General features: G+C 70.6%; 18 protein-coding genes. 6 read left to right on the top strand and 12 right to left on the bottom strand.

All coding sequences use genetic code 11. From position 1 onward, the window contains the following. Position 1: 1 nt before the first annotated feature. Genes EKE94_RS01855 through EKE94_RS01845 form a run of 3 tightly spaced genes read right to left on the bottom strand, consistent with a single transcriptional unit; the run spans position 2 to position 4237 of the window. Entirely contained in the window at positions 2 to 985 is a 984-nt protein-coding gene (locus EKE94_RS01855; protein ID WP_127904895.1) for a glycosyltransferase family 2 protein, read from the bottom strand. Further along, a complete protein-coding gene (locus EKE94_RS01850) occupies positions 982 to 2166 on the bottom strand; it encodes a glycosyltransferase (RefSeq protein ID WP_127904894.1) in 1185 nt (394 codons plus the stop codon). The genes EKE94_RS01855 and EKE94_RS01850 overlap by 4 nt, the downstream gene beginning before the upstream one ends. A 4-nt stretch (positions 2167 to 2170) precedes the next feature. Continuing rightward, positions 2171 to 4237, bottom strand: coding sequence for an HAD-IIB family hydrolase (locus tag EKE94_RS01845; protein WP_164870787.1), 2067 nt, complete (start codon positions 4235 to 4237; stop codon positions 2171 to 2173). Between the two features lie 162 nt (positions 4238 to 4399). On the opposite strand from EKE94_RS01845, the gene EKE94_RS01840 reads away from it, so the two are divergent. Continuing rightward, positions 4400 to 5218 (top strand): sulfotransferase family protein, encoded by an 819-nt coding sequence (locus tag EKE94_RS01840; protein WP_127904893.1) that lies wholly within the window; start codon positions 4400 to 4402, stop codon positions 5216 to 5218. Between the two features lie 339 nt (positions 5219 to 5557). On the opposite strand, the gene pcaF is transcribed toward EKE94_RS01840, so the two are convergent. From pcaF to EKE94_RS01825, 3 genes are read right to left on the bottom strand one after another with little or no spacing between them, the layout of a single operon-like run. Next, complete coding sequence (gene pcaF / locus EKE94_RS01835; RefSeq protein ID WP_127904892.1) at positions 5558 to 6760, bottom strand: 3-oxoadipyl-CoA thiolase; 1203 nt, start codon at positions 6758 to 6760, stop codon at positions 5558 to 5560. Between the two features lies 1 nt (position 6761). Beyond that, positions 6762 to 7433 (bottom strand): 3-oxoacid CoA-transferase subunit B, encoded by a 672-nt coding sequence (locus EKE94_RS01830; RefSeq protein WP_127904891.1) that lies wholly within the window; start codon positions 7431 to 7433, stop codon positions 6762 to 6764. Further along, positions 7430 to 8152 (bottom strand): 3-oxoacid CoA-transferase subunit A, encoded by a 723-nt coding sequence (locus EKE94_RS01825; protein ID WP_127904890.1) that lies wholly within the window; start codon positions 8150 to 8152, stop codon positions 7430 to 7432. The genes EKE94_RS01830 and EKE94_RS01825 overlap by 4 nt, the downstream gene beginning before the upstream one ends. 111 nt (positions 8153 to 8263) lie before the next feature. Between EKE94_RS01825 and EKE94_RS01820 the strand changes: the two genes are divergently transcribed. Continuing rightward, entirely contained in the window at positions 8264 to 9022 is a 759-nt protein-coding gene (locus EKE94_RS01820; protein ID WP_127905437.1) for an IclR family transcriptional regulator domain-containing protein, read from the top strand. Between the two features lie 259 nt (positions 9023 to 9281). Beyond that, positions 9282 to 10205: a ribokinase gene (rbsK, locus tag EKE94_RS01815; protein ID WP_127904889.1), complete on the top strand. Its 924-nt coding sequence runs from the start codon at positions 9282 to 9284 to the stop codon at positions 10203 to 10205. A 175-nt stretch (positions 10206 to 10380) separates the two neighbouring features. On the opposite strand, the gene tig is transcribed toward rbsK, so the two are convergent. The 5 genes from tig to EKE94_RS01790 form a co-directional block, all read right to left on the bottom strand. Further along, positions 10381 to 11712 carry a trigger factor gene (gene tig / locus EKE94_RS01810; protein WP_127904888.1) on the bottom strand — a complete coding sequence of 444 codons (1332 nt, stop codon included), beginning with the start codon at positions 11710 to 11712 and terminating at the stop codon, positions 10381 to 10383. Between the two features lie 254 nt (positions 11713 to 11966). Beyond that, positions 11967 to 12548, bottom strand: coding sequence for a DUF924 family protein (locus EKE94_RS01805; RefSeq protein WP_127904887.1), 582 nt, complete (start codon positions 12546 to 12548; stop codon positions 11967 to 11969). Positions 12549 to 12615: 67 nt separating this feature from the next. Then, positions 12616 to 13902, bottom strand: a complete 1287-nt coding sequence (locus tag EKE94_RS01800) for an MFS transporter (RefSeq protein ID WP_127904886.1) — start codon at positions 13900 to 13902, stop codon at positions 12616 to 12618. Between the two features lie 76 nt (positions 13903 to 13978). Continuing rightward, complete coding sequence (queA, locus tag EKE94_RS01795; RefSeq protein ID WP_127904885.1) at positions 13979 to 15046, bottom strand: tRNA preQ1(34) S-adenosylmethionine ribosyltransferase-isomerase QueA; 1068 nt, start codon at positions 15044 to 15046, stop codon at positions 13979 to 13981. Next, positions 15043 to 18441 (bottom strand): YhdP family protein, encoded by a 3399-nt coding sequence (locus tag EKE94_RS01790; protein ID WP_127904884.1) that lies wholly within the window; start codon positions 18439 to 18441, stop codon positions 15043 to 15045. Before EKE94_RS01790 ends, queA begins: the two co-directional genes overlap by 4 nt. A gap of 226 nt (positions 18442 to 18667) precedes the next feature. Between EKE94_RS01790 and bcp the strand changes: the two genes are divergently transcribed. The 3 genes from bcp (at position 18668) to EKE94_RS01775 (ending at position 21195) form a co-directional block, all read left to right on the top strand. Beyond that, positions 18668 to 19129, top strand: coding sequence for a thioredoxin-dependent thiol peroxidase (bcp, locus tag EKE94_RS01785; RefSeq protein WP_127904883.1), 462 nt, complete (start codon positions 18668 to 18670; stop codon positions 19127 to 19129). 232 nt (positions 19130 to 19361) lie between these two features. Beyond that, complete coding sequence (locus EKE94_RS01780) at positions 19362 to 20672, top strand: M23 family metallopeptidase (RefSeq protein ID WP_127904882.1); 1311 nt, start codon at positions 19362 to 19364, stop codon at positions 20670 to 20672. Continuing rightward, positions 20662 to 21195 (top strand): bactofilin family protein, encoded by a 534-nt coding sequence (locus EKE94_RS01775; protein ID WP_127904881.1) that lies wholly within the window; start codon positions 20662 to 20664, stop codon positions 21193 to 21195. The genes EKE94_RS01780 and EKE94_RS01775 overlap by 11 nt, the downstream gene beginning before the upstream one ends. A gap of 561 nt (positions 21196 to 21756) precedes the next feature. On the opposite strand, the gene EKE94_RS01770 is transcribed toward EKE94_RS01775, so the two are convergent. After that, the gene (locus EKE94_RS01770) at positions 21757 to 23961 is read right to left on the bottom strand and encodes a divergent polysaccharide deacetylase family protein (RefSeq protein WP_127904880.1); all 2205 of its coding nucleotides are present in this window, start codon (positions 23959 to 23961) and stop codon (positions 21757 to 21759) included. Positions 23962 to 24008 lie beyond the last annotated feature (47 nt).

The following is a 24008-nucleotide window of genomic DNA, read 5'->3' as shown; positions in this document are numbered from 1 at the left end:
GTCACTCGGCCGCAACGGCGGTAAGGTCGGCCTGCGCCTGCGCCACCTCCCGCGCCCGATCGGGGGTAAAGCGGCTGTCGCGCTCGATCCCTTGCAGGTGGTCCAGCACGCGGCGGGTATTGGCGTAGGGCATGTCGGGCCGCTGGCGGCACAGGTCGAAATCGGCAGGCTCCGGCGCGCGCAGGATGCGCAGGCCGTCGGGCCCCGCCTCGATCAGTCCCATCAGGCGGAAGGCGTACAGCCAGTGCTCCATCGTCCGGTGCCCCCAGCGCGTCGCGAAATGTTCGGCGTTGCGGATGACCGAGGCGACGTGGTGGATCGGCGGCATGCAATGCGGGTGGAACTGGTGGTAGACGCGCGCGCCACGGGTCCACAAGATGTCGATGCCACGATCGTCAAGCACGCGGCCGAAATCTGTATCCTCGCCGCCATAGCCCAGATACCCCTCGTGGAACCCGCCCGAGGCCTGCCAGTCCGCCCGGTGGATCGCGAAGTTCAGCGACCAGAAGCAGCGGTAGTCGTTGCAGGCGCGCAGGCCCTCGGGCGGTGGCCCCTGCCTGTCCGAGTGGCGCTGCCCGACCGCGTCGAAGGCGGCAAAGTCGAGGCCTGCGTCAGTAGCGCCAGCGGGCAGGTAAAGCACCTCGCCCATCACCAGCCCAAGCCCGGGGCGGGCCGCGTTGGCATAATCGGCGCAAAGCGTCGGGTTCGGAATGCAGTCCACGTCGACGAAGGCCAGAACCTCGCCCGTTGCCGCTGCGGCGGCGCGGTTGCGGGCCGCGGCCAGCGGCAGCTCACCTCCCTGCGGCGGCACCAGGATCTGGCGGATGGGAAAGGACGTCTCGGGCAGGTCGTCGTAGGGCGCGTCCTGCATGACGCCGATCACCAGATCGACCGGCGGACGGGACTGCGCCTGAAACCCGCGGATCACGTTGCGCAGGTGGTCGGCGCGGCCCGCGGCGATGGTGACGGCTGAGACAGAGGTCATGGGGCGGAAACCTTCCTACTGGGAAAATCTGGGTGGGCCGGCGATGGATCGCTTGCGGGCCCGCGCCACAGGCGGGCCGACAGGGTTTCGAGCCAGTCCGCGGTGTCCTGCGCCGCGCGCGGCGTCACCAGCGCGCGCTGCACGGCGGGGTCATGCGTGGCAAACGCCTCGGCAACGGCAGCGCGCCAGCGATGGGCCGAGGCTGGCAGATGCGGCAGGTGGAGCGCCGCACCCACCCGGTGGAGCGCACGCGCCTTTTCAACCTGCTCGTCGAAATAGCGCCACTCGGGCACGGCGATCCACGCCTTGCCGGCGGCGAGGATCTGGTGACAGGTCGTGTTGCCGGTCGAGGCGACGACGAGGTCCGCGGCGGCGATATGTTCGGCCGCCGTGTCGACCCATCCCGCAAGGGTCAGGTTGGCTGGCAACGTCGCGTGCCAGTCGCGCTGGACATGGCCGATGGCGATCCATTCCATCTGCGGGAAACTGCGCGCGGCGACGCCCAGCGGCGCCTCGGCAAACCCGTTGCCGCCCCCGCCCGAGATCACCAGCGCGACCTTCGCATCGGCGGCGATCCCCAACCGGGCGCGCGCCTCGGCCTGTCCTGGCATTCGGGTATCAAGCCCGAGGCCCGGCGCAAAGAACATCCGTTCGCGCATCATGGGCGCCCAGTCCGGCTGCGCCAGGTCGGGGTGAAACGGCGCCAGCAGCCCCGCCGCGCCGTCATAGGCCGCACGATGCCCGGGGTCCGTGCGATCGCCGTGCTGCACCACCTTCACATGCGGGACCGAGCAGATGCGCGCGAGCTGCGCCACCTCGGCACTGACGTCCGAGATCATCAGGGCGGGCGCAGCCTCGGCGAACCAGCCCGCCATCTTGGCCATCGCTGTGCGGATCGTGGACCAGCCCAGCGGCGCGCAATGCAACGTCTCGGGCGTTGGGACATGGTCCATATGCGGCACGCCCTCCTCGGGCGGCTCGAAGAGCGAGGGGATGCGCCGCACCTCGACCCCGGGGCGAAGCGCGGGAAAGATATCGTCGCGCGCGCAGAAGACGGTAACGGGGCGCGTGTCGGGCAAGGCATTGACCACCGCGGCGCAGCGCTCCGCGTGGCCCCGACCCTGATGATGGACAAAGTAGCCGAAGGGCGCGGCGGCGGGAGGATCGAGCAGATCGCGCATGCTCCTATTCCGCCGCGACGGCGAAGCCGGAGGGCGCGGCCAGCCCGAACCGGCCCAGCCCCTCGAGCACGCCATCGGCATGAGCGGCGCGGGCGCGGTAGGCGCGCGCCACGCCAGCCACCTCGGACGAGGCATTGGCCGGAATGATCGCGTTGGCAAAGCCCGCCAGCATGTCGAGGTCGTTGCCACTGTCCCCCGCCGTGATGCAGGCGGTGTCGGGCAGGCCGTGGCGCGCCGCCTCGAACCGGATGGTTGCGGCCTTGCCGGCCTGGGGGGGCAGCACGTCGATCAGGCGCCCGTGCGACGCTACGACCCGGGCGCGCAGCCCCGCCTGCGCCAAAGCCTGTTCGATACGCGCGGCCTCCTGCGCAGTGCCGAAATAGCTCAGCTTCCACCTGCGCTGGTCCCAGGCGGGCTGTTGCGGCACGTCGAGCTCATCGATCGTGGCCGCGATGTCGGCCCGCGCCCAGCCCTGCGTGACATGCGCTGCGAAGTCGGGGCACAGCGTCAGCAGATCGCCCGCGCTCCGCCGCCAGATCTCGGTCCCGACCGAGGTGATGAAGACGTCCGGTTCCGGCAGCCCCCAGTCGGCCAGTACGCGCCGCGCCTCGACCACCGAACGCCCCGTCGCGACGGCGAAGCGGACACCGGGTTCCCGTGTTGCGTGCCAACCGGCGAACCGCGCGGCAGCCGTACGATCGCCGGTCAACGTGCCGTCGATATCGCAGGCCAGAAGCCGGGTCGCCCGCAGGGCCCGGTGATGCGTAACCGGCCCGCCTTGCCTCCGGTCCCGGAGCAGAGCCGCCTGGATGCCGTGGACCCGGGCCGCCCAGCGATCCCAGTCGTAGATCCGCCGCGCCCGCTGGCCGGCCGCCCGCGCCCGGGCCGCCCGGCGCGGATCGTCCAGCGTGCGGCGCAGCGCATCGGCGATATCGAGCGGGTCGGCGGGATCCGTCAGCTCGCCCGCGCCGAGGCTGCGCAGGATGTCCGCCGGACCGCCATTGCGGGTGGCGACCAGCGGCACGTCGGCCTGCGCGGCCTCGATCAGCGTCAGCCCGAAGGGTTCGTGCTGCGCCGGATTGACGAAGACCCCGCCCCGGGCGGCCAGCGCATAGAGGGCCGCGACATCCCCCGCGCCGTGCTGGCGCGGAAGCGCGACATGCCCCCAGAGATCGTGCCGGTCGATCAGATCGAAAAGCTCGGCAAAGACGCCATCGGCCTCGGCCCCCTGCCCGCGCAGCCCTTGGCGCTGGCCCGCGAGGATAACCAGATTGGCACGCGCGCGCAGGGCCGGATCGGCGGCATAGGCCGTGACCAGCCCGGCCAGGTTCTTCTTTCGGATCGGCCGCGCCACGGCAAGGATGACGGGCAGGTCGGGCGCGCGCAGAAACGGCGCGATCAACGCCCGCGCCCGGGCGGTGTCGCGGCTGCGCGCGGCGGTGCCGCCGGGGGCCACCCGATGGGTGCGCCCCTCGGCCTGCGCCGCGTAGGCGACAATCTGGCGCTCTGCCTCGTCGCGAGACGAGGCTATGATCGCGCTCGCCCCCGTTATGGCGGCCCGCTCGCGCGCGATGCGCCGGGCCATGCCGCTGCCCGGCAGGACCTGCGCCCCACCCAGCTTGTCAAGCGCGAGGGAGTGGCTCGAGTAGATCCACGGCAGACCGAAGGCATGCTCGGCCGCCTGCGCCAGCTGGGCGGCATCGGCAAAATGCGCGTGCAGGATGTCGGGGCGCAGGGGCATTCGGCGCAGAAGCCCGAGAAACGCATCGCGCAAGGCGGGAATCTCTTGTTCCAGCGCATCCTTGTCCAGGTAATCCGACCGCGCCGTGCGCAGCCGCAGGATGTCCAAGCCCGGCGCCACCGCTTCGCGCGGCATGGCATGGATCGCCCCCAGCCTGCGATCTTCGAAGGCGCGGGTGACGATATCGACCTGCGCGACGTCCGCCCGCCGCGCCTGTGCCTGCGCAGCACCCAGAACATAGGCGATATGCCCGCCGGTATCCTCTGTCAGGCCATAGCTGACCGGCGGCGACCTGAGACAGCCGCCGAGAGCGATGTGCATGACGCGCATGGCACCCAACCTTTCGATGTTCTGAGATGGCGAAGGTTCGTGCCTCCGACCGCTTGATAACCGCCACCCCGCCTCCAAGTTCCCCCGCACCGCCAGAAGCGCGCACCTCCCCGCCGGCGGGGAGGTGCGCGGCGGCGGATCGGATCGGGGAAAGGGCGTACCATGATGGGGCCGAGATACGTTTTCGTGGGCGGGCTGCATCGCTCGGGCACATCACTGGCGGCGCGGCTTCTGGGCGCTCTGCCCGGTGTCGCCGCGATCACCGGGGCGCCCGTGCCGGAAAACGAAGGCGTCTACCTGCAGGGCGCCATTCCGCACACGGCCCGCGACGGCGCGCCGATGCATTTCGCCACGGACCCCGCGCAACACCTGGTCGAGGGGTGCCGCTGGGACCGGCTGGAGACACGCGTGAGGCTGGTGGCCGACTGGGACCCGTGGTTCGCGCAGGACCCCGGGCGGGATCAGGGGCCGCCCCTCTGGCGGGTCGAGAAATCGCCGGTGAACCTGACCCGCGGGCGGCTGTACCAGCAGCTATTCCCGATGTCGCAGCAGGTCTTCGTGATCCGCCACCCGCAGGTGGTGGCGGCTGCGGTGGCAAAGTGGGTCGACAGGCCCGTCGAGGACCTGCTCGACCACTGGATCGCCGCGCATACACAGATGGAGGCGGATCTGGACTATCTGCACGCGGCGCTGGTCCTACGTTACGAGGACGTGGTCCGCGACCCGTCGCAGGCCATGGCGATGCTCGCCGCCTATCTCGACGTGCCGGGCGGTACCGCGCTGCCCGAACAGGTCCGGGACGGCAATGCCGACTATCCCTGCGACACCGCCCTGCGCGACAATCAGCGGGCGGCGGCGGCCCGCTGGGGCTATGCACCGGGCGGCCGCACCCTGCCCGCGCCCCTGCGTCTGCGCCATCCCCTCCGCCGGGTGCGCGACGCCGTCGCGGCGGCACATGAAGGGCAAGCCGTGGAGGGCTGAAAGCGACCCCGCTGCGCAGGAAGGGCGGAAGGAACCAGGCCGTCGTCGCGGGCCGCCGGGAACATGATCCCGCGCCGCGCCCGGGCATACGGAATAACCGCCGCAATGATCGGTCCGGCACGGGAACGCGGGCGCCCCGGCGCCCGACCCGACCGGCACGTCGCGGGCAGCGGGACGCCCCGAGCGGCCAGCAGCGCCTTCAGCGTAGGTCGGAAGGCAAAGGGCGGCCCGGCCACACGGGGTCCGCCTGCAATACGCTGCCTTGGCCGTCCCTGCCGCGCTCCGTCGTCGTGAATGACCGCCGCGTCACGCGGCGGTCATCCGGTCAGGCCCCTCGGGTCAGACCCGTTCGAGGCCGATGGCAATGCCCTGCCCGACGCCGATGCACATCGTCGCCAGCGCCCGCTGCGCGTCGGTGCGCGCCAGCTCCAGCGCCGCGGTGCCGGTGATCCGCGCCCCGGACATGCCCAAGGGGTGCCCAAGCGCGATCGCGCCGCCATTGGGGTTCACGCGCGGGTCGTCGTCGGCGATGCCGAGGTCGCGCAGCACCGCCAGCCCCTGGCTTGCGAAGGCCTCGTTCAGCTCGATCACGCCGAAATCCGCCTGCGACAGGCCCAGCCGCTGCATCAGCTTCTTCGAAGCCGGCGCGGGACCGAACCCCATGATCCGTGGCGGCACGCCCGCCGTCGCCCCGCCCAGAATGCGGGCGATGGGGGTCAGGCCATGCGCGCGCGCGGCGGCCTCCGAGGCGATGATCAGCCCTGCCGCGCCGTCGTTGACGCCCGAGGCATTGCCCGCGGTCACGGTCCCGCCGTCACGGAACGGCGTCGGCAGCTTGGCGAGCTTCTCGGCCGAGGTTTCGCGCGGATGCTCGTCGCGGTCCACGACGATCGGGTCGGCCTTGCGCTGCGGCACGCTGACCGGAGTAATCTCGACCGCGAGCCGCCCGTCGGCCTGTGCCCGGGCGGCCGCCTGCTGCGACCGCAGGGCAAAGGCGTCCTGATCGGCGCGCGAGATGCCGAACTCTTCGGCCACGTTCTCGCCCGTCTCGGGCATCGACTCGACACCATATTGCTGCTTCATCAACGGGTTGACGAAGCGCCAGCCGATGGTGGTGTCATGCACCGCATTGGCGCGGGTAAAGGCGGCGCCGGCCTTGGGCATCACGAAGGGCGCGCGCGACATGCTTTCGACACCCCCGGCGACGACCAGCTCCATCTCGCCAGACCGGATTGCCCGCGCGGCGGTGACGATGGCATCCATGCCCGACCCGCAAAGCCGGTTGATCGTCGTGCCCGGCACCGTCTCCGGGTAGCCCGCCAGAAGCGTGGCCATCCGCGCGACGTTTCGGTTGTCCTCGCCCGCCTGGTTGGCGCACCCCATGATGACCTCGTCGATCCGCGCGGGGTCGAGCCCGGGATTGCGTGCCAGAAGGGCCTTGAGCGGTACGACCGCCAGGTCGTCGGCGCGGATCGAGGACAGCGCACCGGCGTAGCGGCCGATGGGTGTGCGGATGTAGTCGCAGATGAAGGCTTCGGTCATCTCACAGCTCCGGTACGGTCAGGTCGGCAACATCGCCGTCGGTATGCAGCGTGGCACCGGTCTGGGACTGAAGATCGTCGAAGGACAACCCGGGCAGCTTTTCACGCAGCACGAAATGACCGTCCACGATGTCGATCACGGCGAACGAGGTGTAGACCTTGGTCACGCAGCCCACGCCGGTCAGCGGCAGTGTGCAGGCCTCGACCAGCTTGGGCTCGCCATGCTTGGTGACGTGGTCGGTGATGACCGCGACACGCTTTGCCCCGTGGACGAGGTCCATCGCGCCGCCCACCGCGGGCACGCCCTTCGGCCCGGTCGACCAGTTCGCCAGATCACCCGTCTGCGCCACCTGGTAGGCGCCCAGGATCGCGACGTCCAGGTGCCCGCCCCGCACCATGGCAAAGCTGTCGGCGTGGTGGAAGAACGCCGCGCCGGGGCGCAGGGTGATCGCCTTCTTGCCGGCGTTGATCAGGTCCCAGTCCTCGTCCCCCGGGGCGGGGTTGCGGCCAAAGCCCAGCACGCCGTTTTCGGTGTGGAACACCGCCTCGCGGTCCTCGGGCATGTAGCCCGCGACCATCTCGGGGAACCCGATCCCCAGGTTCACATAGGCGCCATCTTTGATGTCCTGCGCCGCACGCCACGCGATCTGCGCGTTCGACAGTTTCTCGGTCATGGGTGATGCGCTCCTGCGCGGTTGAGCTCTTCTTCCTGCTGCGGGTCCGCGACCTCGACGACGCCGTCGACGAAGATGCCGGGGGTGACCACCGCCTCGGGGTCGATGTCGCCCGCCGCGACCAGATGACTGACCTGCGCCACCGTGCGCGCCGCCGCCGTCGCCATCAGCGGCGAGAAGTTGCGCGCCGCCATGCGGTAGGTGAGGTTGCCGTAGGGATCGCCTTTCTCGGCCTTGATCAGCGCGAAATCGGCCTTCAGCCAGCGTTCCTGCACATAGGGGCGGCCATCGAATTCCTCGACCGGTTTCCCCTTTGCCAGATCGGTGCCGTAGGATGTGGGCGTGTAGAAGGCGGGGATGCCTGCCCCGCCCGCGCGGATGCGTTCGGCCAGCGTGCCCTGCGGCACAAGCTCAAGCTCGATCTCGCCGGACTGGTAGCGTTCGGTAAAGACCCGCGGATCGGCCGAGCGCGGGAAGGAACAGACCATCCTGGCCACCATGCCCTGCTCGATCAGCGCGGCGATGCCGACATGGCCGTTGCCGGCATTGTTGTTGATGACGGTCAGCGCCTTCGGGCTGCCGGTTTCCAGAAAGCGGTCGATCAGCGCGTGGATCAGCTCGATCGGGGCGCCCGATCCGCCGAAGCCGCCGATCATCACCGAAGCACCGTCGGGAATGCCCGATACGGCCTCGGCAAGGGTCGCGATACGTTTGTCCATCTCGTCCTCCCGGTGGGATCACGGGCGCAACCCTAGACCGGGCGCGGCTGCTCAGACAGGGGCGGCGGTCGCATGTTGACATTTGTTCAACATGCGCACATTCCCGGGCGCATGGTGAACAAGACGGATCTGGTGGCCTCGCTGGCCAAGGGATTGCGGGTGATCGAGGCCTTTGGCCCCGACACGCCGCGCCGCTCGATCGCCGACGTGGCGGCGGCGACGGGGCTTGACCGGGCCACCGCCCGGCGGTGCCTGCTGACCCTGCACCACGAGGGGTATGCCGAGTTCGACGGCAAGCATTTCACGCTGACGCCGCGGGTGATGCGGCTGGGCATGGGGGCCTTGGCGGCGCTGCCCCTGGCGCGGATCGTGCAGCCCTGGCTCGACCAGCTCTCGCAACAGATCGGGCAGTCGACCTCGGTCAGCATCCTCGACGAGACCGAGATCGTTTATGTCGCCCGCGCCGCGCAGACCCGGGTGATGTCGATCGGACTGATGCCCGGATCGCGCCTGCCCGCGGTCGCGACCTCGATGGGACGGGTGCTGCTTGCGGCCCTGCCCGAGGCCGAGGCGCGGGCGCTGGTCGACCGGTCGGACCTGAGCCCGCGCACCGCCCGCAGCCTGACCGCGCCGGACGAGATCATGGAGCGGCTCGCGCTTACCCGGGCGCAAGGCTACGCGCTTATCGATCAGGAGGTCGAGATGGGCCTTCGGTCGATCGCCGTGCCTCTCTGGTCCGCGCGCGGGCGCGTGGTGGCCGCGCTCAACACCGGGGTGGCCGCGGTGCAGGACGACGTCGCCGAGCTGGTGCCCGCCTACCTGCCGGCGCTTCTCAAGGTGCAGGAGGGGTTGCGCCGGCTCCTGCCCTGACAGGGTCGTCCGAGCGACCGGCCCGAAGCCGCACCGCGACATGGCGGTCCGCAGGTCGCAGACGGGACGCAGGTCTGCGCGGCGGCAAGGAACGTCATCCGACGAGCTTTCGCGCGCCCCCCCCCTGCGGCGGATGGTCTGCGCCGGGGCGGCGATGTGGCGGCAGGACTTCACCGGACGCGCGGGCTGTGGCATCGAGGGGCACGGCGCCGGGCCAGAGGGGTCCGCGGCAGTGTCGCAACGATGAACGGAGATACGGATGGCGGATCGGATTGCGGTCGTTGGCTCGAACATGGTCGACCTCGTGACTTATGTCGACCGGATGCCCGAACGCGGCGAAACGGTCGAGGCACCGGACTTCGCCATGGGGTTCGGCGGCAAGGGCGCCAACCAGGCCGTCGCCGCCGCGCGGCTGGGCGCAGAGGTCGCGATGATCACCTGCGTCGGCGACGACATGTTCGGCCCCCAGGTGCGCGACAACCTCGCTGGGTACGGCGTAAACGTCACCCATGTGCGGCAGGTCGCGGGCAAGGCGTCGGGCGTGGCGCCGATCTTCGTCGAGCGGGACGGCGAAAACGCCATCCTGATCGTCAAGGGCGCCAATGCCGACCTGTCGCCTGACGACATCGACGCGGCCGAGGACACGCTGAGGGCCGCCGACGCGATCCTGCTGCAACTCGAGGTGCCGCTTGAGACGGTTTATCACGCGGTGGCCTTCGGCGCGCGGCACGGCGTGACGACGGTGCTGAACCCCGCCCCCGCCGACCGCGACCTGGACATCGCGCGGCTGGAGGGGCTGGACTGGTTCTGCCCCAACGAAAGTGAACTGGCGCTACTGTCGGACCTGCCTACCGGCACCGACGACGAGGTCGTGGCGGCGGCGCGCAGCCTGATCGCGCGCGGCATCCGCAACGTCGTGGTCACGCTGGGCGGGCGCGGCGCGCGGATGGTGACGGCCGACCGCGTGGCCGAGATCCCGCCGGTGCCGGTGACCCCGGTCGACACCACCGGCGCGGGCGACGCCTTCATCGGCAGCTTTGCCCGGTTCCTGACCGCAGGCGTGCCGGCGGAAGAGGCGCTGACCCGCGCCGCGCGCTACGCCGCCCATTCGATCACCGGCCGCGGCACGCAGACCAGCTACGCCGACACCGAAGGCTTTGCCGCCTTCTGCGACGGCCTCTGACGGCAGCCCGGCGCCGGCAGGCCCGCCCCCACGTCCAGTCCGCGACCCGCCCGACACCCGGCCGCGACCGGGCCGCGGACCTGCCTGCGCCGGAACGGCGTCCGCCCCCACCGCGCACGGAAAAGGCCGCCCTCCGGAAGGAGAGCGGCCCTGATCAGTAACGCAGTGGCGCGGATCACTCTTCTTCGAGCGACTCCACGGCCTTTTCCAGTTCGTCCTTCGACGCGGGCTTTTCCTCGACCTTGGCAAGCTCGAAGATGTAATCGACGACCTTGTCCTCGAAGATCGGCGCCTGAAGCTGCTGGCGCATCTGCGGGTTCTGCTGCACGAACTCGAAGAACTGGCGCTCCTGGCCGGGATACTGGCGCGCCTGGTTCATGACGGCCTGCGTCATCTCGGCGTCGGTCACCTGGATCTCGTTCTTGCGGCCCAGTTCAGCCAGCAGAAGGCCCAGACGCACGCGGCGTTCGGCCAGCTTCATGTGCTCGTCCGTCGGCTCGATCTTGTCGTGATCGTGGCCCTGCACCTCGGGGTGCTCTTCGTGCCAGAGCTGATGCGCGATCTGCTTGGCCTCGGCGTCGACCAGGCTGGGCGGCAGGTCGAAACGGACCTTTTCATCCAGCGCGTCGAGCAGCTTGCGCTTCATCACCTGGCGCGCGGCGCCCTGGTACTCGGCGGCGAGACGGTCGCGGATCTGGCCCTTGAGCGCCTCGAGATCCTCGGCGCCGTAGCGCTTGGCCAGCTCGTCGTCGATGCTGGCGGCGACGGGCTTCTTCACCGCTTTGACCTTGGTGGCGAAGACGGCCTCTTTCCCGGCGAGGTGGGCGGCGTTGTAGTCCTCGGGGAAGGAGACGGTCACGTCCTTCTCGTCCCCGGCCTTGACGCCCGACAGCTGCTCTTCGAAGCCCGGGATGAACGCGTTCGAGCCCAGCGTCAGCGGGTAATCCTCGGCCGTGCCGCCCTCGAAGACCTCGCCGTCGATCGAGCCCGAGAAGTCGATGACCACCTGGTCGCCATCCTCGGCGGCGGCGCCCTCTTCGCGGTCCTCGAAGTTCTGCGCGCTTTCGGCGAGGTTGCCGAGCGCTTCGTCAACGGCCGACTCCTCAGGCGTGACGACCAGCTTTTCCAGCGTGATCTCGGAGGCGTCGAACTCGGGCACGTCGGGCAGCGCCTCGTAGTTCAGGTCGACCTCGACGTCGTCGCCTTCCTTCCAGTCCTCGTTGGTCATCTTGACCTCGGGCTGCATCGCGGGACGGTCGCCGGTCTTCTCGAAGTGCTCGTTCATCGCACCGTCGACGGATTCCTGCATGACCTCGCCCAGAAGACGCTGGCCGAACTGCTTTTTCAGCAGCGACATCGGCACCTTGCCCTTGCGGAATCCCTTCATCTCGATCGTGGGCTGGGCCTCGACGAGCTTCTCGTTGACCTTGGCGTCGAGCTCGTCGGCGGTCACTGTGATGTGGTAGCCGCGCTTCAGACCGTCGTTCAGGGTCTCGTTCACCTGCATGGGGCGTCCTTCGTGTCTGGTCTCCCCGCGCGGGCGGGGATACGGGTGTCAAAACGGGTTCGCGCCGCGTCACGCGGCGGTCGATAAATCAGGCGTCCTTCTATGAGGCGCCCCCTGCCCTTGCAAGACGAATCCTCGCAGGACGAAAGTCGCGCGGCAGGAAAACCGGGCAGAACCGGCGGCAGGCCGCCCGCGCACGCCCGGTCACGGGGCCTGCCGCGGATGCCGGGAAAGCTGCCGGGCCGGCCTGTCGCTCAGGCGGCCTCGGGCAGCCCGTTCAGAACCTTCGCGTAGCCGCCATCGGCCAGGAACGCACGCTCGGCCTCGGGCGTGTGGCGACCCAGCGCGTCGTTGCGATAGGGAAAGCGGCCGAAGCGGCGGATGATCTCGCGGTGCGCCTTGGCATGGCGCAGGTTCTCGGCCCCGGTCTGCGGCATCCGCGTGGCCATCAGCCGCACGCAGCGGTCCTGGTCGCACAGGCTTTCGGAATGCATGAGCGGCAGGTAGAAGAACTGGCGCGCCGGTTCGTCGATCTCCATGTCCCAGCCGCGGGCGATCGCCATCTTCGACGCCGCCAGCGCGGCGATGTCGGTCGAAAAGGCGCGGGCGTCACCGCGGAACATGTTGCGCGGGAACTGGTCGGTCAGGATGATGTAGGCCAGCGTGCCCGAGGCATAGGTCAGCCACAGCGAATACCCGCCCTCGCCCGCCTTGGACCATGCCGCGTCGAACCTGTCGCGGATGGTGGCGTCCAGCGCGTCGTTCTGCACGTACCAGTCCTTCTGCTCGACCTCGTCGAGCCAGAAGGACAACACCTCCTCGGGCTTTACCGTCATCGCCGTCGCTCCCTGTGCGCGTTCCGGTTCGGGCGACGGTGGCAAGTTTCCCGGGCTCCCGCAACCCTCAGGCGGCCGAAGACGCGGCGTTGTGTTGCTCGTCGGCACTTTCCGCCGTCTCGGCGCTTTCGACGGCCCATTCCTGCGCCACACTCAGCGCGACGGGGCTGGAGGTCGGCAGAACCGGCACGTAGCGATCCGTCTCGTCGGACGAGGGCGCGGCCCGCTGGGTCATGCGGTAGAGCGCGTAAAGACTGGTGGCGCCCATCAGCACGGCGATGAACAACCAGAACCCGCGCGGCCCGATGGCGCCCATCATCCAGCCGGTGACGATGGGACCGATGATGGCCCCCAGCCCGTTGACGAACATCAGCCCGCCCGACGCCGCGGCCATGTCGTCATGCTCGAGATAGTCGTTGGTGTAGGCGATAAGCAGGGAATAGAGCGGGTTGGACATGCCCCCCACCAGGAACGCCACCAGCAGCAGCACCCCGAAATAATGCCCCAGCACGGTGCCCAGCACCGCCGCGATCCCGCCGATGACGGCGGCATACATCACCAGCATCCGGCGATCGAAGCGGTCCGACAGCCAGCCGATGGGATACTGGAACGACAGGCCGCCGATATACATCAGCGAGATGAAGAGCGAGATTTCGCCCACCGACAGCCCGATCTGCGTGGCATAGACCGACGCCATGCCGAACTGCGCCGAGAACACGCCGCCCATCAGGGTCATCCCCACCACGCCCAGCGGCGAATATCGGTAGAGCTGGATCAGGCTCATCGGTTTCGTGGTCCCGAAGGCGGGCGTCGGGTTCACCGACAGAAGGATCGGAGCGAAGGAGATCGACACCAGCACCGACGGCACGATGAACAGGATGAAGCCCGAGGGGTCGCCCAGCACCAGGATGCCCTGCGCCGTCACCACGCCCGCCATCTGGACGATCATGTAGAGCGACAGCGCCTGCCCGCGGTTTTCGTTGGTGGCGGCGTTGTTCAGCCAGCTTTCGGCGGTGACGTAGACGCCCGAGAAGCAGAACCCGATGATCACGCGCAGCAGCGCCCAGGCCCAGGCCTCGGTAATCGTGGGATAGAGGATAAGCACCGCAGAGATGAACGACCCCAGCGCGGCGAAGACCCGCACGTGCCCCACCCGGCGGATCAGCTCCGGCGTCAGCCGCGATCCGCCCAGAAAGCCCAGGAAGTAGGCCGACATCACGATCGACATCTCCCAGGTCGCAAAGCCCTCGATGCCGCCGCGCACGCCCAGAAGCGTGCCCTGCAGGCCGTTGCCCACCATCAAGAGCCCGATGCCCAGCAACAGCGGCCAAGCGCTTCTGAGAACCTGAATCATGCCGTACCCGCCTGTCTTGCCAAAGCCACGCGCCGCGCCCGGGCCTGGGCCCGACCACGGCGGCGCGGTGCGGGGCCTAGCCCCGGTCGCCTGTCGCGGCGGGTATCAGAAGAGAGGCGTCGCCGTAAGAGAAGAAACGGTATTCTTCGCAAATCGCGTGGGCATAGATCTCGCGGATGCGCTCGGCGCCCATCAGGGCCGAGACCAGCATCATCAGCGTCGATTTCGGCAGGTGGAAATTCGTCATCAGCGCGTCGGTCAACGCAAAGCGGAAGCCCGGCGTGATGAAGATGTCGGTGTCGCCCTGCCACGGCGCGATCCGACCGTGGCCCGCGGCCGCGCTTTCGATCAGGCGCAGCGCGGTGGTCCCCACGGGGATGATCCGCCCGCCCGCGGCCTTGGTGGCGTTGATATCGTCGGCCGCGGCCTGCGTGACCTCGCCCCGCTCGGCATGCATCTTGTGATCGGCGATGTCCTCGACCTTCACCGGCAGAAAAGTGCCCGCCCCCACGTGCAGCGTGACATAGGTGATCGCGACGCCCCGCGCGCGGATCCGGTCAAGCAGCGGGGCGTCGAAATGCAGCGACGCGGTCGGGGCGGCCACCGCGCCCGCGTGCCGGGCCCAGACGGTCTGGTAATCCTCGCGGTCGGCGGCGTCGGCGGCGCGCCGCCCGGCGATGTAGGGCGGCAGAGGCATGTCGCCCGCCGCGTCCAGCGCGGCGTCGAAATCCGCGCCGCCGCGGTCGAAGACCAGCGTCGCCGTGCCCTCGGCGCGCGATGCCACGCGGGCGCTCAGCCCCCCGCGAAAGGTGATGACCTCGCCGTCGCGCACCTTCTTCAGGGGTTTCAGCAGGGCGCGCCAGCCCTCGGCCAGGGGTTCGAGCAGGGTGACCTCGATGCGCGCCTCCGTCTCGCCCGCCTCGCCGCTGCGGCGGCGGATGCCCGACAGGCGCGCGGGGATGACGCGGGTGTCGTTCAGTACCAGCCTGTCGCCGGGGCGCAGCCAGTCGGGCAGATCGCCCACCCGCGCGTCCTGCGTGCGCGGCCCGTCGGCGACCAGCAGCCGGGCCGAGCTGCGCGGCCGCGCGGGCCGTGTGGCGATCAGCGTCTCGGGCAGGTCGAAATCGAATTCGGAAAGCTTCACTGCGTCATGGTCTCCGGGCGCTGGGGGGCGGGCCTGCGGAATATCTCGCGGAACATCCCCGGGGTGAAAAGCGACAGCGGATTGACCGAAACGCCGGGACCCGAGGCAGGGCCGTAGACCTTGAAGTTCACGCCCAGAAGTCCCTCGCCCCGCCGCGTCAGGACCGATCCGATCCGGTTGATGAGGTAGATGGGGGACACGACGCCCTGCATGTTCAGCCGCTTGGAGGCGAGGTCATAGACCCCGTCGAGCGAGATGCCAAGCGACGCGCCGACCGCGCTCGACCGGTAAAGGGTCAGGCGGTCGGGGCTGAGGCGGAACTCGGCCGTGACCTCGTCGAAGACGATGCCCTGCCCCTCAAGCTGCTCGATCAGGCCGACCACGGATATGGCCGAGATGATCTCGGCCGCGGTCGGCGCGTTGACCAGCCGGGTGTCGGTGACCTTGAGCGTGCCGTCGAAGCTGCCCGGCGCCCCCGCGGGGTTCAGCATCAGGTCGAGCCGCCCGCCGCGCAGGTTCTGCAGGAACCCCGCGTCACGCACCGCTCCGCCCGCGTCGGGCGATTCGACGCGGACCGAGACGCCGCCCGCCGCCCCCGCAAGCGTGGCGCGCACCGGCACGCCGCCGTTCAGCCGCCCGTCCAGCACGCCGCTTAGCGCCTGCCCTTCGGCGATGCGCCCGCGCACCTGCGTCAGCGCGATGCCACCGGTGATCTGCGCCCGGTCGAGCGCAAGGTCGACCGGACCCCGTCCGCCATCATTTTGGGAGCTTCCCCCCCTGGCCCCGCCGCCATTGCTGTCACCGAACGGCGCGGCGCGCAGGTCGAAGCGGCCGCCGCGCACGGCGATGGCGGGCGGCACACCCGCGCCGCGGCCCTGCAGGGTCACCGGCGCATCCAGCCAGTCGCCGATCACCACGCGGTCGAACCGCGCGGCCTCCAGCCCGCCGCCCGGCCGCAGCGTGACGCCGCCCGTGGCCCGCAGGCCGCCGCCCGACACCTCGAGCCTCTCGACACTGGGCGTGGCGCCCAGCGTCGCCTCGACCGACAGCGCGCCCGCCGCGCCGGGCGACTTGGCCCAGCCGAGCGCGTCGAGCCCCAGCCCGACGCCCGCCAGGTCCGAGGTCAGGCGCAGGCTCGGCGCCGTGTCCTTTGCAAGATCCACCCGGATCTGCCCGGTGCCACGGCCCCGGATCAGCCCCTGCGGCAACGCGATACCCAGCCGCGACGCGCTGTCGGCGGAGAGCTCGACCTGCCCCGTGACCGTGCTGGCGCCGGCGGTATTGCCCTCGACAGCGCGCTGCCACCTGATGTCGAGCGGAACGCCCTCCAGCGTCCCGGCCCCGGCGACGCTCACCATCTGCCGGTCTGCCGAGAGGGTGGCGCGCGGCGCCTCGATCCGCCGACCGTCGACCAGCGTGTCCGAGGTGAAGCCGGTGATCTCGCCCTGCGCCTGCCATGTCACCTCCTCGGGACGGACGCCTTTCTTCATACGGGTTGAAAAGGCGACCTCGGCCGCGACCCGGCCGTGACCCAGATCGGGCGGCGGTCCTGACTTGAAAAGGTCGATGGGCTTGCGATCGAGGATCTCGAGCATCGCGGTCAGGTCGCCCTCGGGGGTCAGCGTGAACTCACCCAGCGCGGGCTTTTCGCGCATGTCCGGTATCACCATGACCGACCCGCCCATCTGCACGACGCCGCCGGTTTCGGGCGCGACCTCCCCCTCGTCCAGCACGAGGGTAAAGCGATCCTCGGCGATGGTGACATAGCCCGCCCCGCCGGTCAGTGGCGGCATGTCGGGCATGTAGCGCACCGCGGCGTCGCGGAACCCGAAATCCAGCGCCATGCGCCGCGTGCCTCCGGGCGACAGGCGCACCGCGGCATCGACGTCCTCTACCGTGCCGGCGGTGATCCGCTCGGTCAGCCACTGCCGCGTCTTCGAGGCGAGTGGCACGGGCCAGAGCGCGGTCACCCGCTCGACCGGCATCGCGGCGGCGGTGGCATCGATCGCCGCCTCCCACCCGTCGTCCTGCGCGGTGATGCGCCCGCGGGCGCGCAGGTCGCGGCCCGCGTCGTCGCGCAGCACCAGCTGCCCGATCTCGACCGAGAACGGCGCCCGGCGCACGCGCAGGTCGGCGGCGCCACCGGCAAAGGCCACGGGCTGACCGAAGATTTCGTCGATCCGCGCCCGCGCGGGCCCCAGCGACAGTTGCGCCACCAGCGCCGCGGGCCATCCATCGGCACCGGTTTCGCCCAGGTCCGCGTGCCCGGTGGCGGTGAAGGCGGCCATCTGCGAGGTCACGCTCAGATCCTGAAGGGTCAGGCGGTCGCGGGCGGGATCGAAGTCGAAGGCAGTATAGGCGCTGTCGAAGGGCACCGGCTCGGCCCCCGCGGTGGGGCGTAGGGCGCCCGCGCCGATGGTCAGCGCGCCGTGAAACGCATCCGTCGCGGCATCTTCGCCGATATCGGTGCGGAAGCGGGCCGAAATCGGGGCGTCGAGCACCTCGAGAAACGCCAGCGCGGGGGATTGCAGCGCGATGTCGCGGGCGGGAACGTCGTCGACACGCGCCGCGATCTGGGCCGCGCCGCTGGCGGCGGAGGTCAGAACCACCAGCCCCGCCTCGGCCGCGTCGTCGGTGCCGTTGAACAGCGCCGCCTCAAGCGTGATCGTCAGGCCCTCGGCCCCGCGGCGCACCTGCATGTCACCCGAGATCTGCCACACCCGCGCGGTGCGCGCGTCCTCCAGCGTGACGGCGAGGTCGGTGGCGCTGATACGGTCGAGCGCCGCCAGCAGCGGCTGGGCAAAGGCCGCATCGACCCCGTCGAGCAGCGGGCCGAGGCCGTTGAAGCTTTGCCCGCCGCCGCCGAGGGACAGCAGGAACTGCCCGTCCGCGGTACGTCGCAGCGTGGCATGGGCCCCGGCGATCCGCAGGCGGCGCAGCTGCACGTCGCCCGACAGCAAGGCCCGGCCCGACAGCGTCGCGCCGATCTCGGACAGATCGGCCAGTTGCGCCCCGCCCGCATCGCGCAGGATCGCGTCGCGCAGCGCCACCCGGGGCACGCCGCCGCGGTCGACATAGACCTCGATCCGCCCGATCGCGACCTCGGGGCCGGCCAGCCCCGCGTTCACCCGCGCCTCGATCCGGTCGGTGACGAAATCGGGCAGCGTCAGGCGCCGGTCGATCAGGGCCAGCGCGGCGATCCCAAGGAGGATTGCAAGGATCAGAAGGATCAGCAGGCTCCAAAGCCCCAGAAGGCGCGCCCAGCCGCCCCGGCGCCCGCGGCGCCGCGCCCCTGGCGACTGGAGCGGGAGCGCATCGGCACGGTCCGGCCCGGCCCTGCGAAGGTCTGCCCCTTCCTCCGCCCCGGTCGCCCGCGTTGCGCCGTCGTCGCTCACACACGTGTCCTTCTTGCTGACCCCATTGCACCCCTCTGCCTGCCCCGCAGGGGATCGCCCACCTGCGAAGCGGCGCCCCTGCGCCACGGCCGCTCGACCCGGATCGCCCGGCGGGGCCGACGTCGCCGGGCGCCCCGCTGCGGTTTTTCCGTCCCGCGCCCCTATCCTGTGCCCCGGAGCGACCTAAACTCCAAGCCGTTCCGCTTCACGTTATGGAAAGAGACCCATGCTCGAAACAGGTGATCCCGCCCCCGAAGTCTCCCTGCCGCGCGATGGTGGCGAGACCGTGGCGCTGGCCGATTTCGCCGGCCGCCCGGTCGTCCTTTATTTCTATCCGCGCGACGATACCCCGGGCTGCACGAAAGAGGCCATCGGCTTTACAGACCGTGCGGGGAATTTCGCCGCCGCGGGTGCCACGGTGCTGGGTGTCTCCAAGGATACCGTCGCAAAGCACGAGAAATTCCGGGACAAGTACGGGCTGGGCGTGACGCTTCTGTCCGATGCCGATGGCGACGTCGCCGAGCGCTACGGCGTCTGGGTCGAAAAGACCATGTACGGGCGCACCTCGATGGGGATCGAGCGCGCGACCTTCCTGATCGCCCCCGACGGGACCATCGCCCGGATCTGGCGCAAGGTGAAGGTCGACGGACATGTCGACGAGGTTTTGGCGGCGGTGCAAGAGCTCTGATCGCGAAACGCGCAGTCAGGAAAACAAAGGACAAAGGTTCCAGACCGGCACAGAAATCGGCGGGATTCCGCCGACAACGGCGCCTTCGCGCCGGTCAAGCCACGGGATTTCCTGACGATTGTTGCCCCGCGGGCACCCTGCCGGTATGCACCTGTAAGGCTTCGCACCCTTCGGCGCGGGCCACACCTATGTGATCCGGGGCAGAAGCGGGGCCGAACACGTGACGTCATTGATGGGAGTAAAGCTGAACGCGATGCTGGGGCGCGCGTTCCCCGAACAGCGTCTCTTCCTTCGGTCCGACACCGAAACCCGCTTCGTCAGATTGTCTCCTGTCACCCAGCTTATCGGCCTTTCGGGCAGCGCGCTTGTCGTAGGCTGGTCGATCATCGCGACCTCGATCATCCTGATGGATTCGATCGGGTCCGGCAATGTCCGCGACCAGGCCAAGCGCGAACAGGCGCTCTACGAACAGCGGCTGAACGCGCTGTCGCAGGAACGCGACGCCCGGGCCGAGGAAGCGTCGGAAGCCATCGACCGCTTCAACGCGGCGCTGACGCAGGTGTCGCAGATGCAATCCTCGCTCCTGTCGTCCGAAACGCGGCGGCGTGAACTTGAGACCGGGATCGAGGTGATCCAGACCACCCTGCGCCGCACCATGACCGAACGCGACGCCGCGCGCGGCGAGGTGCAAGCCCTGACGACCGAGATCGAGGGCACGCAGGACGCCGGCCTGACCGAGGCGCAGAAGCTGGCCGATTACGAAAGCACCGTCGACTATCTCGCCGCGGCCCTCGGCGACACCGCCGAAGAGCGCGACGTGATGGCCGACGAAGCGGCCGAGGCCGAGGCCTTTGCCGAGGAATTGATCCTGGATGCGCGCCTGCAGCAGGAACGCAACGACGAGATCTTCACCAAGCTCGAGGATGCGCTGACGATCTCGGTCAAGCCGCTGGACAAGATGTTCTCTTCGGCGGGGCTTTCGACCGACAGCCTGCTCGACAGCGTGCGCCGCGGCTATTCCGGGCAGGGTGGCCCGCTGACGCCCCTGACGGTGTCGACCAAGGGGATGGCGGCAGCCGCCGACAGCGCCCGCGCCAACGGCATCCTGGAAAAGCTCGACGAGATGAACCTGTACCGGATCGCCGCGCAGAAGGCGCCGTTCGACGTGCCGCTCAAGGATTCGTTCCGCTTTACCAGCGGGTTCGGCCAGCGCTGGGGACGGATGCACGAAGGCACCGACTTCGCCGCCGCCTATGGCACCCCGATCTACGCCACCGCCGATGGTGTCGTGACCTATGCCGGTACGATGTCGGGCTATGGCCGGCTGGTGAAGATCGAGCACGAGTTCGGCATCGAAACCCGCTACGCCCACCAGTCGAAGATTCGAGTCAAAGTCGGGCAAAGGGTCTCGCGCGGTGACCGGATCGGTGATATGGGAAATTCCGGCCGGTCGACCGGCACTCACCTGCACTACGAAGTGCGCGTCGGCGGCAAGCCGGTCAATCCGATGACCTATATCAAGGCTGCGAAAGATGTTTTCTAAGAGCAAGATCAACGAGCCCGGCCCGAAGCAGGGTGGCGAGGGCGTGACGCCGCGGGGGCCCGCCGAGGGTGCCGCGCCCGCGCCCAAGACCTCGACCGATTTCGCCCCGTCTTCCGCGCCGAAGGCGAAGCCGCCCGCATCCGTCCTGTCCTCTGACCTGACGATCAAGGGCAACCTCAAGACCACCGGCGACATCCAGATCGAAGGCACGGTCGAGGGCGACATCCGCGCCCACCTGCTGACCGTCGGCGAAGGCGCCACGATCAAGGGAGAGGTGATGGCCGACGACGTCGTGGTCAACGGACGCGTCGTGGGTCGGGTTCGCGGGCTGAAGGTTCGCCTGACCTCGACCGCCCGGGTCGAGGGCGACATCATCCACAAGACCATCGCGATCGAATCCGGCGCCCATTTCGAAGGCTCGGTCCAGCGTCGTGACGATCCGCTGAACGCCAACAACCAGGGCGGCCGCAGCGGCCCGCCCCGCGGCGAAGGCCCGCAGGGCTCGTCCGAGGGCAACGCCTGATCCGACGCGCCCCTTGGCGACCCGATAAAAGCGGCCCTTTCCGGGGCCGTTTTTTTGTGCCCCAACCTCTTCCCTGCCACGCATCTTCATGCCGAGCCCAGCCTCCCCGGCTGGGGCGAGGTCTCTTGCGCGCCCCCGGATAGTCGGCCGCACTGGCGGGTGGCCTGGTCGAGTGTGGCTGCCCCACTCCCCCAAACCTAGATCGGGACACGGCGTCGGGCCCGGTCAACGGATCGCTTGCCTCGCGGCACGCCGGCGGGCTGTTAGACCGGCGTGGCAACCGCGGGCCCGTTGCCACCTGTCATTGCGCCCTTTTGGGCAGTCTGCCGCTGCCTCATGCGGGCGCCGGCTCCGACCCCGACGCCAGGGTGCGAAGGCGTGGCCAAGCCGGGCCTCATTGCCCCCAGGTTCAGCGGGGCCTGTCCGCGCTTTTTCACCGCGCGACACCACTAGGCGGGCAACCGCACTGCCGCAGCGGGCCGCCTGCCCCCGGGCTGCACGTCGCCACCGGGGGCGCAACGGCGGCCCTGCGCCGCCCCGAGGGGCGCCCTGCGACCGGGATCAGCGCAGGGCGCGCAGCACAGCCGAGACGGGGGACAGGGTGACACGTTGCGCGCGGCTTCCATCGACCCACTCCTGCAAGCCCGAGATCGTCTCGGGGCGGGTGCGGCCGATCAGGATCAGCGCCTCCTCCTGCCGGGCGCGGAACGCCGCCTGGTCGAGGAAGCGTTTGACCGCGGCCTGGGTCTGCCCCTCGCCGTCGATGTCGCGATAGACAGTCGCAGCCGGAACCCCGAGGCCGCGCGCCAGCCGCAACGCCGAATCGAGCCCCCGCGCGCCGCTGACATACCCGAGGCCGGCGACGTCGATCCCGTCCAGCATCTCCTCCAGCATGTCACGACGGGCCGGATAGGCGGTGGCCGTCGGCGGGTCGAATACGGCGACGGCCTCGGGCACCGCCCGTCGCGCAGCGGCAAGCGCGGCGCCCGCGCCCCCCGCGCTGTCGGGGAAGGCCGGCGTCACCATGACCTCCTGCCCCATGGCACGGAAGGCGGCCGCGCGCCCGGCGGCATCGGCCGATTGCGCGTCGATCACCAGCGTCACGGGCATGTCGAGATCGGGCAGCGGGCCGCCTTCGTCCAGCAGCAGCACCGCCACCAGCGGCTGATCCCCGGGCGCGGCGAACTCGGCGGCATAGCGGTCGAGCGCGTCACCAGCCTCGACAGTGCCCTCCTGCGGGCCGGAGGGCCCGGCCTCGGTCGCACCGGCCTCGAACTCGGCCATGTCGGGCGCCGACAGGGCCGGTCCGCCGCCGCCCACGCCGGGGACGAGTGGCGGCGCCTCAGGGGCTTCGCCCACGCGGATCGGCGCAGCGTCGGCGCCGGCCTCGATCGTCGGCGCCAGTCCCGCGGGCAGGTCCGACAGCGGCGTCTCGGGCGCTGGCGCGCGGGGCGCGGCGGGGCCTTCGCTGTCGGGATTGGCGGGGATCTGTGTCTCGGCCAGCAGTTCCGGTCCCGGCGCGGCCGGCGCGGGCGGACCGTCGACGCCCGGCGGCACCTCGCCCGAGGGCGCCTCGGGCCCCGCGCCCGCTCCACCGAAATCGACACGCGGTCCGCGCGCGGCCTCGTCCGCGGGGCTGGCGGACGCGAGGCCCGCCTCGGCCTCCGCGTCCGGGGCGTCGGCGTCCGACGGAAGGTCGGGCGCAAGCGTCGGCGCGGACGGCGCCGATGGCGTGGCGCTGTCCGGCAGCCGGGCCTCGTCCCCGGCGCGACCGGGGCGCAGAGGCGCCGAAAGGGCCTCCGTCGCCGCGGCCGACGCAGTGCGCTCGCTTTGCGCCCGCGGGCCGTCATCGCCGCCTGCGGGTGGCGACGCGTCCGCTGGGACATCAGCAGGGGCCTCCGGCGCACGCGGCGCCGCGGGGCCTTCGGACGGGGGCCGCGCCGGGGTACCGGGCGTGTCCTGCCGCTGCGGCGCTGAAGGGGTCGCGGTTCCGCTCAACAAATTGTCGGCCGGGGCGTCGGCGTTGGGCACGGATCCGGGAGAGGCGTCGATCGCGCCGGGGCGCGGCGCCGTCGGGACGGCGGCCGCGGGGCCGGCATCGGGCGCCCCGGGCGCGTCCTCTGTCACCGGGGCATCCAGCGCGCGCCCGGCCTCGGGCGGGGTCAGGGCGGCGAAATCGGTGGGTTGATCCCCGCCCGAGGGCGACGTCGGCGCGGGCTCGTCCGACGCGTTCGGGGATGTCGGCGCGCGGGCGGCGGATTGAAGGCGCGGCGCCTGCACGGGCGGCGCCGCCGGGCCATCGGACACCGGCGGCGCCCCGGCCTCGGACGCGGGCCGCTCGGCGCGTTCGGGACGACGCGGCGCCGGCGCGGCATCGGGGGCGACATCGGGGGTCGAGGGCGCCCCTGCCTCGGGCCCCTGCGGCGCGTCCGGCGGCTCCGACAGGTCGGTGTCGGCTCCGGCGATCTGCGGGACGGCGGCGGGACTGTCGGAGGTGGCGGCGTCGGGCCGCGGCTCGGGCATCGGCTGCGGCAGTCGCGGCGCGTCGGCCGTCGCGGGGGCGGTGTCGCCCTCGGGCAGCACGGGCTCCCGGTCGGCCAGCCCTTCGGTAAACCCGGTGCCGGGCGGCACCTCGGCCGTGCCCGCCTGCGGCGCGGCGGCAGTGCCCGGCGCCTCGCGCTCAGGCGTCAGCCCGGCGACCAGAACCACCATGCCCGCCGCAACGACGCAGCCCCACATCATCCCCGCAAGGAAACCTCGGCCCACCAGATGCTCCGTCCGTTCAAGTCCGCCCCGGTCCCGTCCGGCGGCGG

The sequence above is a fragment of the Mesobaculum littorinae genome, from assembly GCF_004011175.1.
GTDB lineage: Bacteria > Pseudomonadota > Alphaproteobacteria > Rhodobacterales > Rhodobacteraceae > Tranquillimonas > Tranquillimonas littorinae.
Note: the sequence above shows the minus strand (reverse complement) of the source record. Positions and strands in the feature narration are given on the sequence as shown.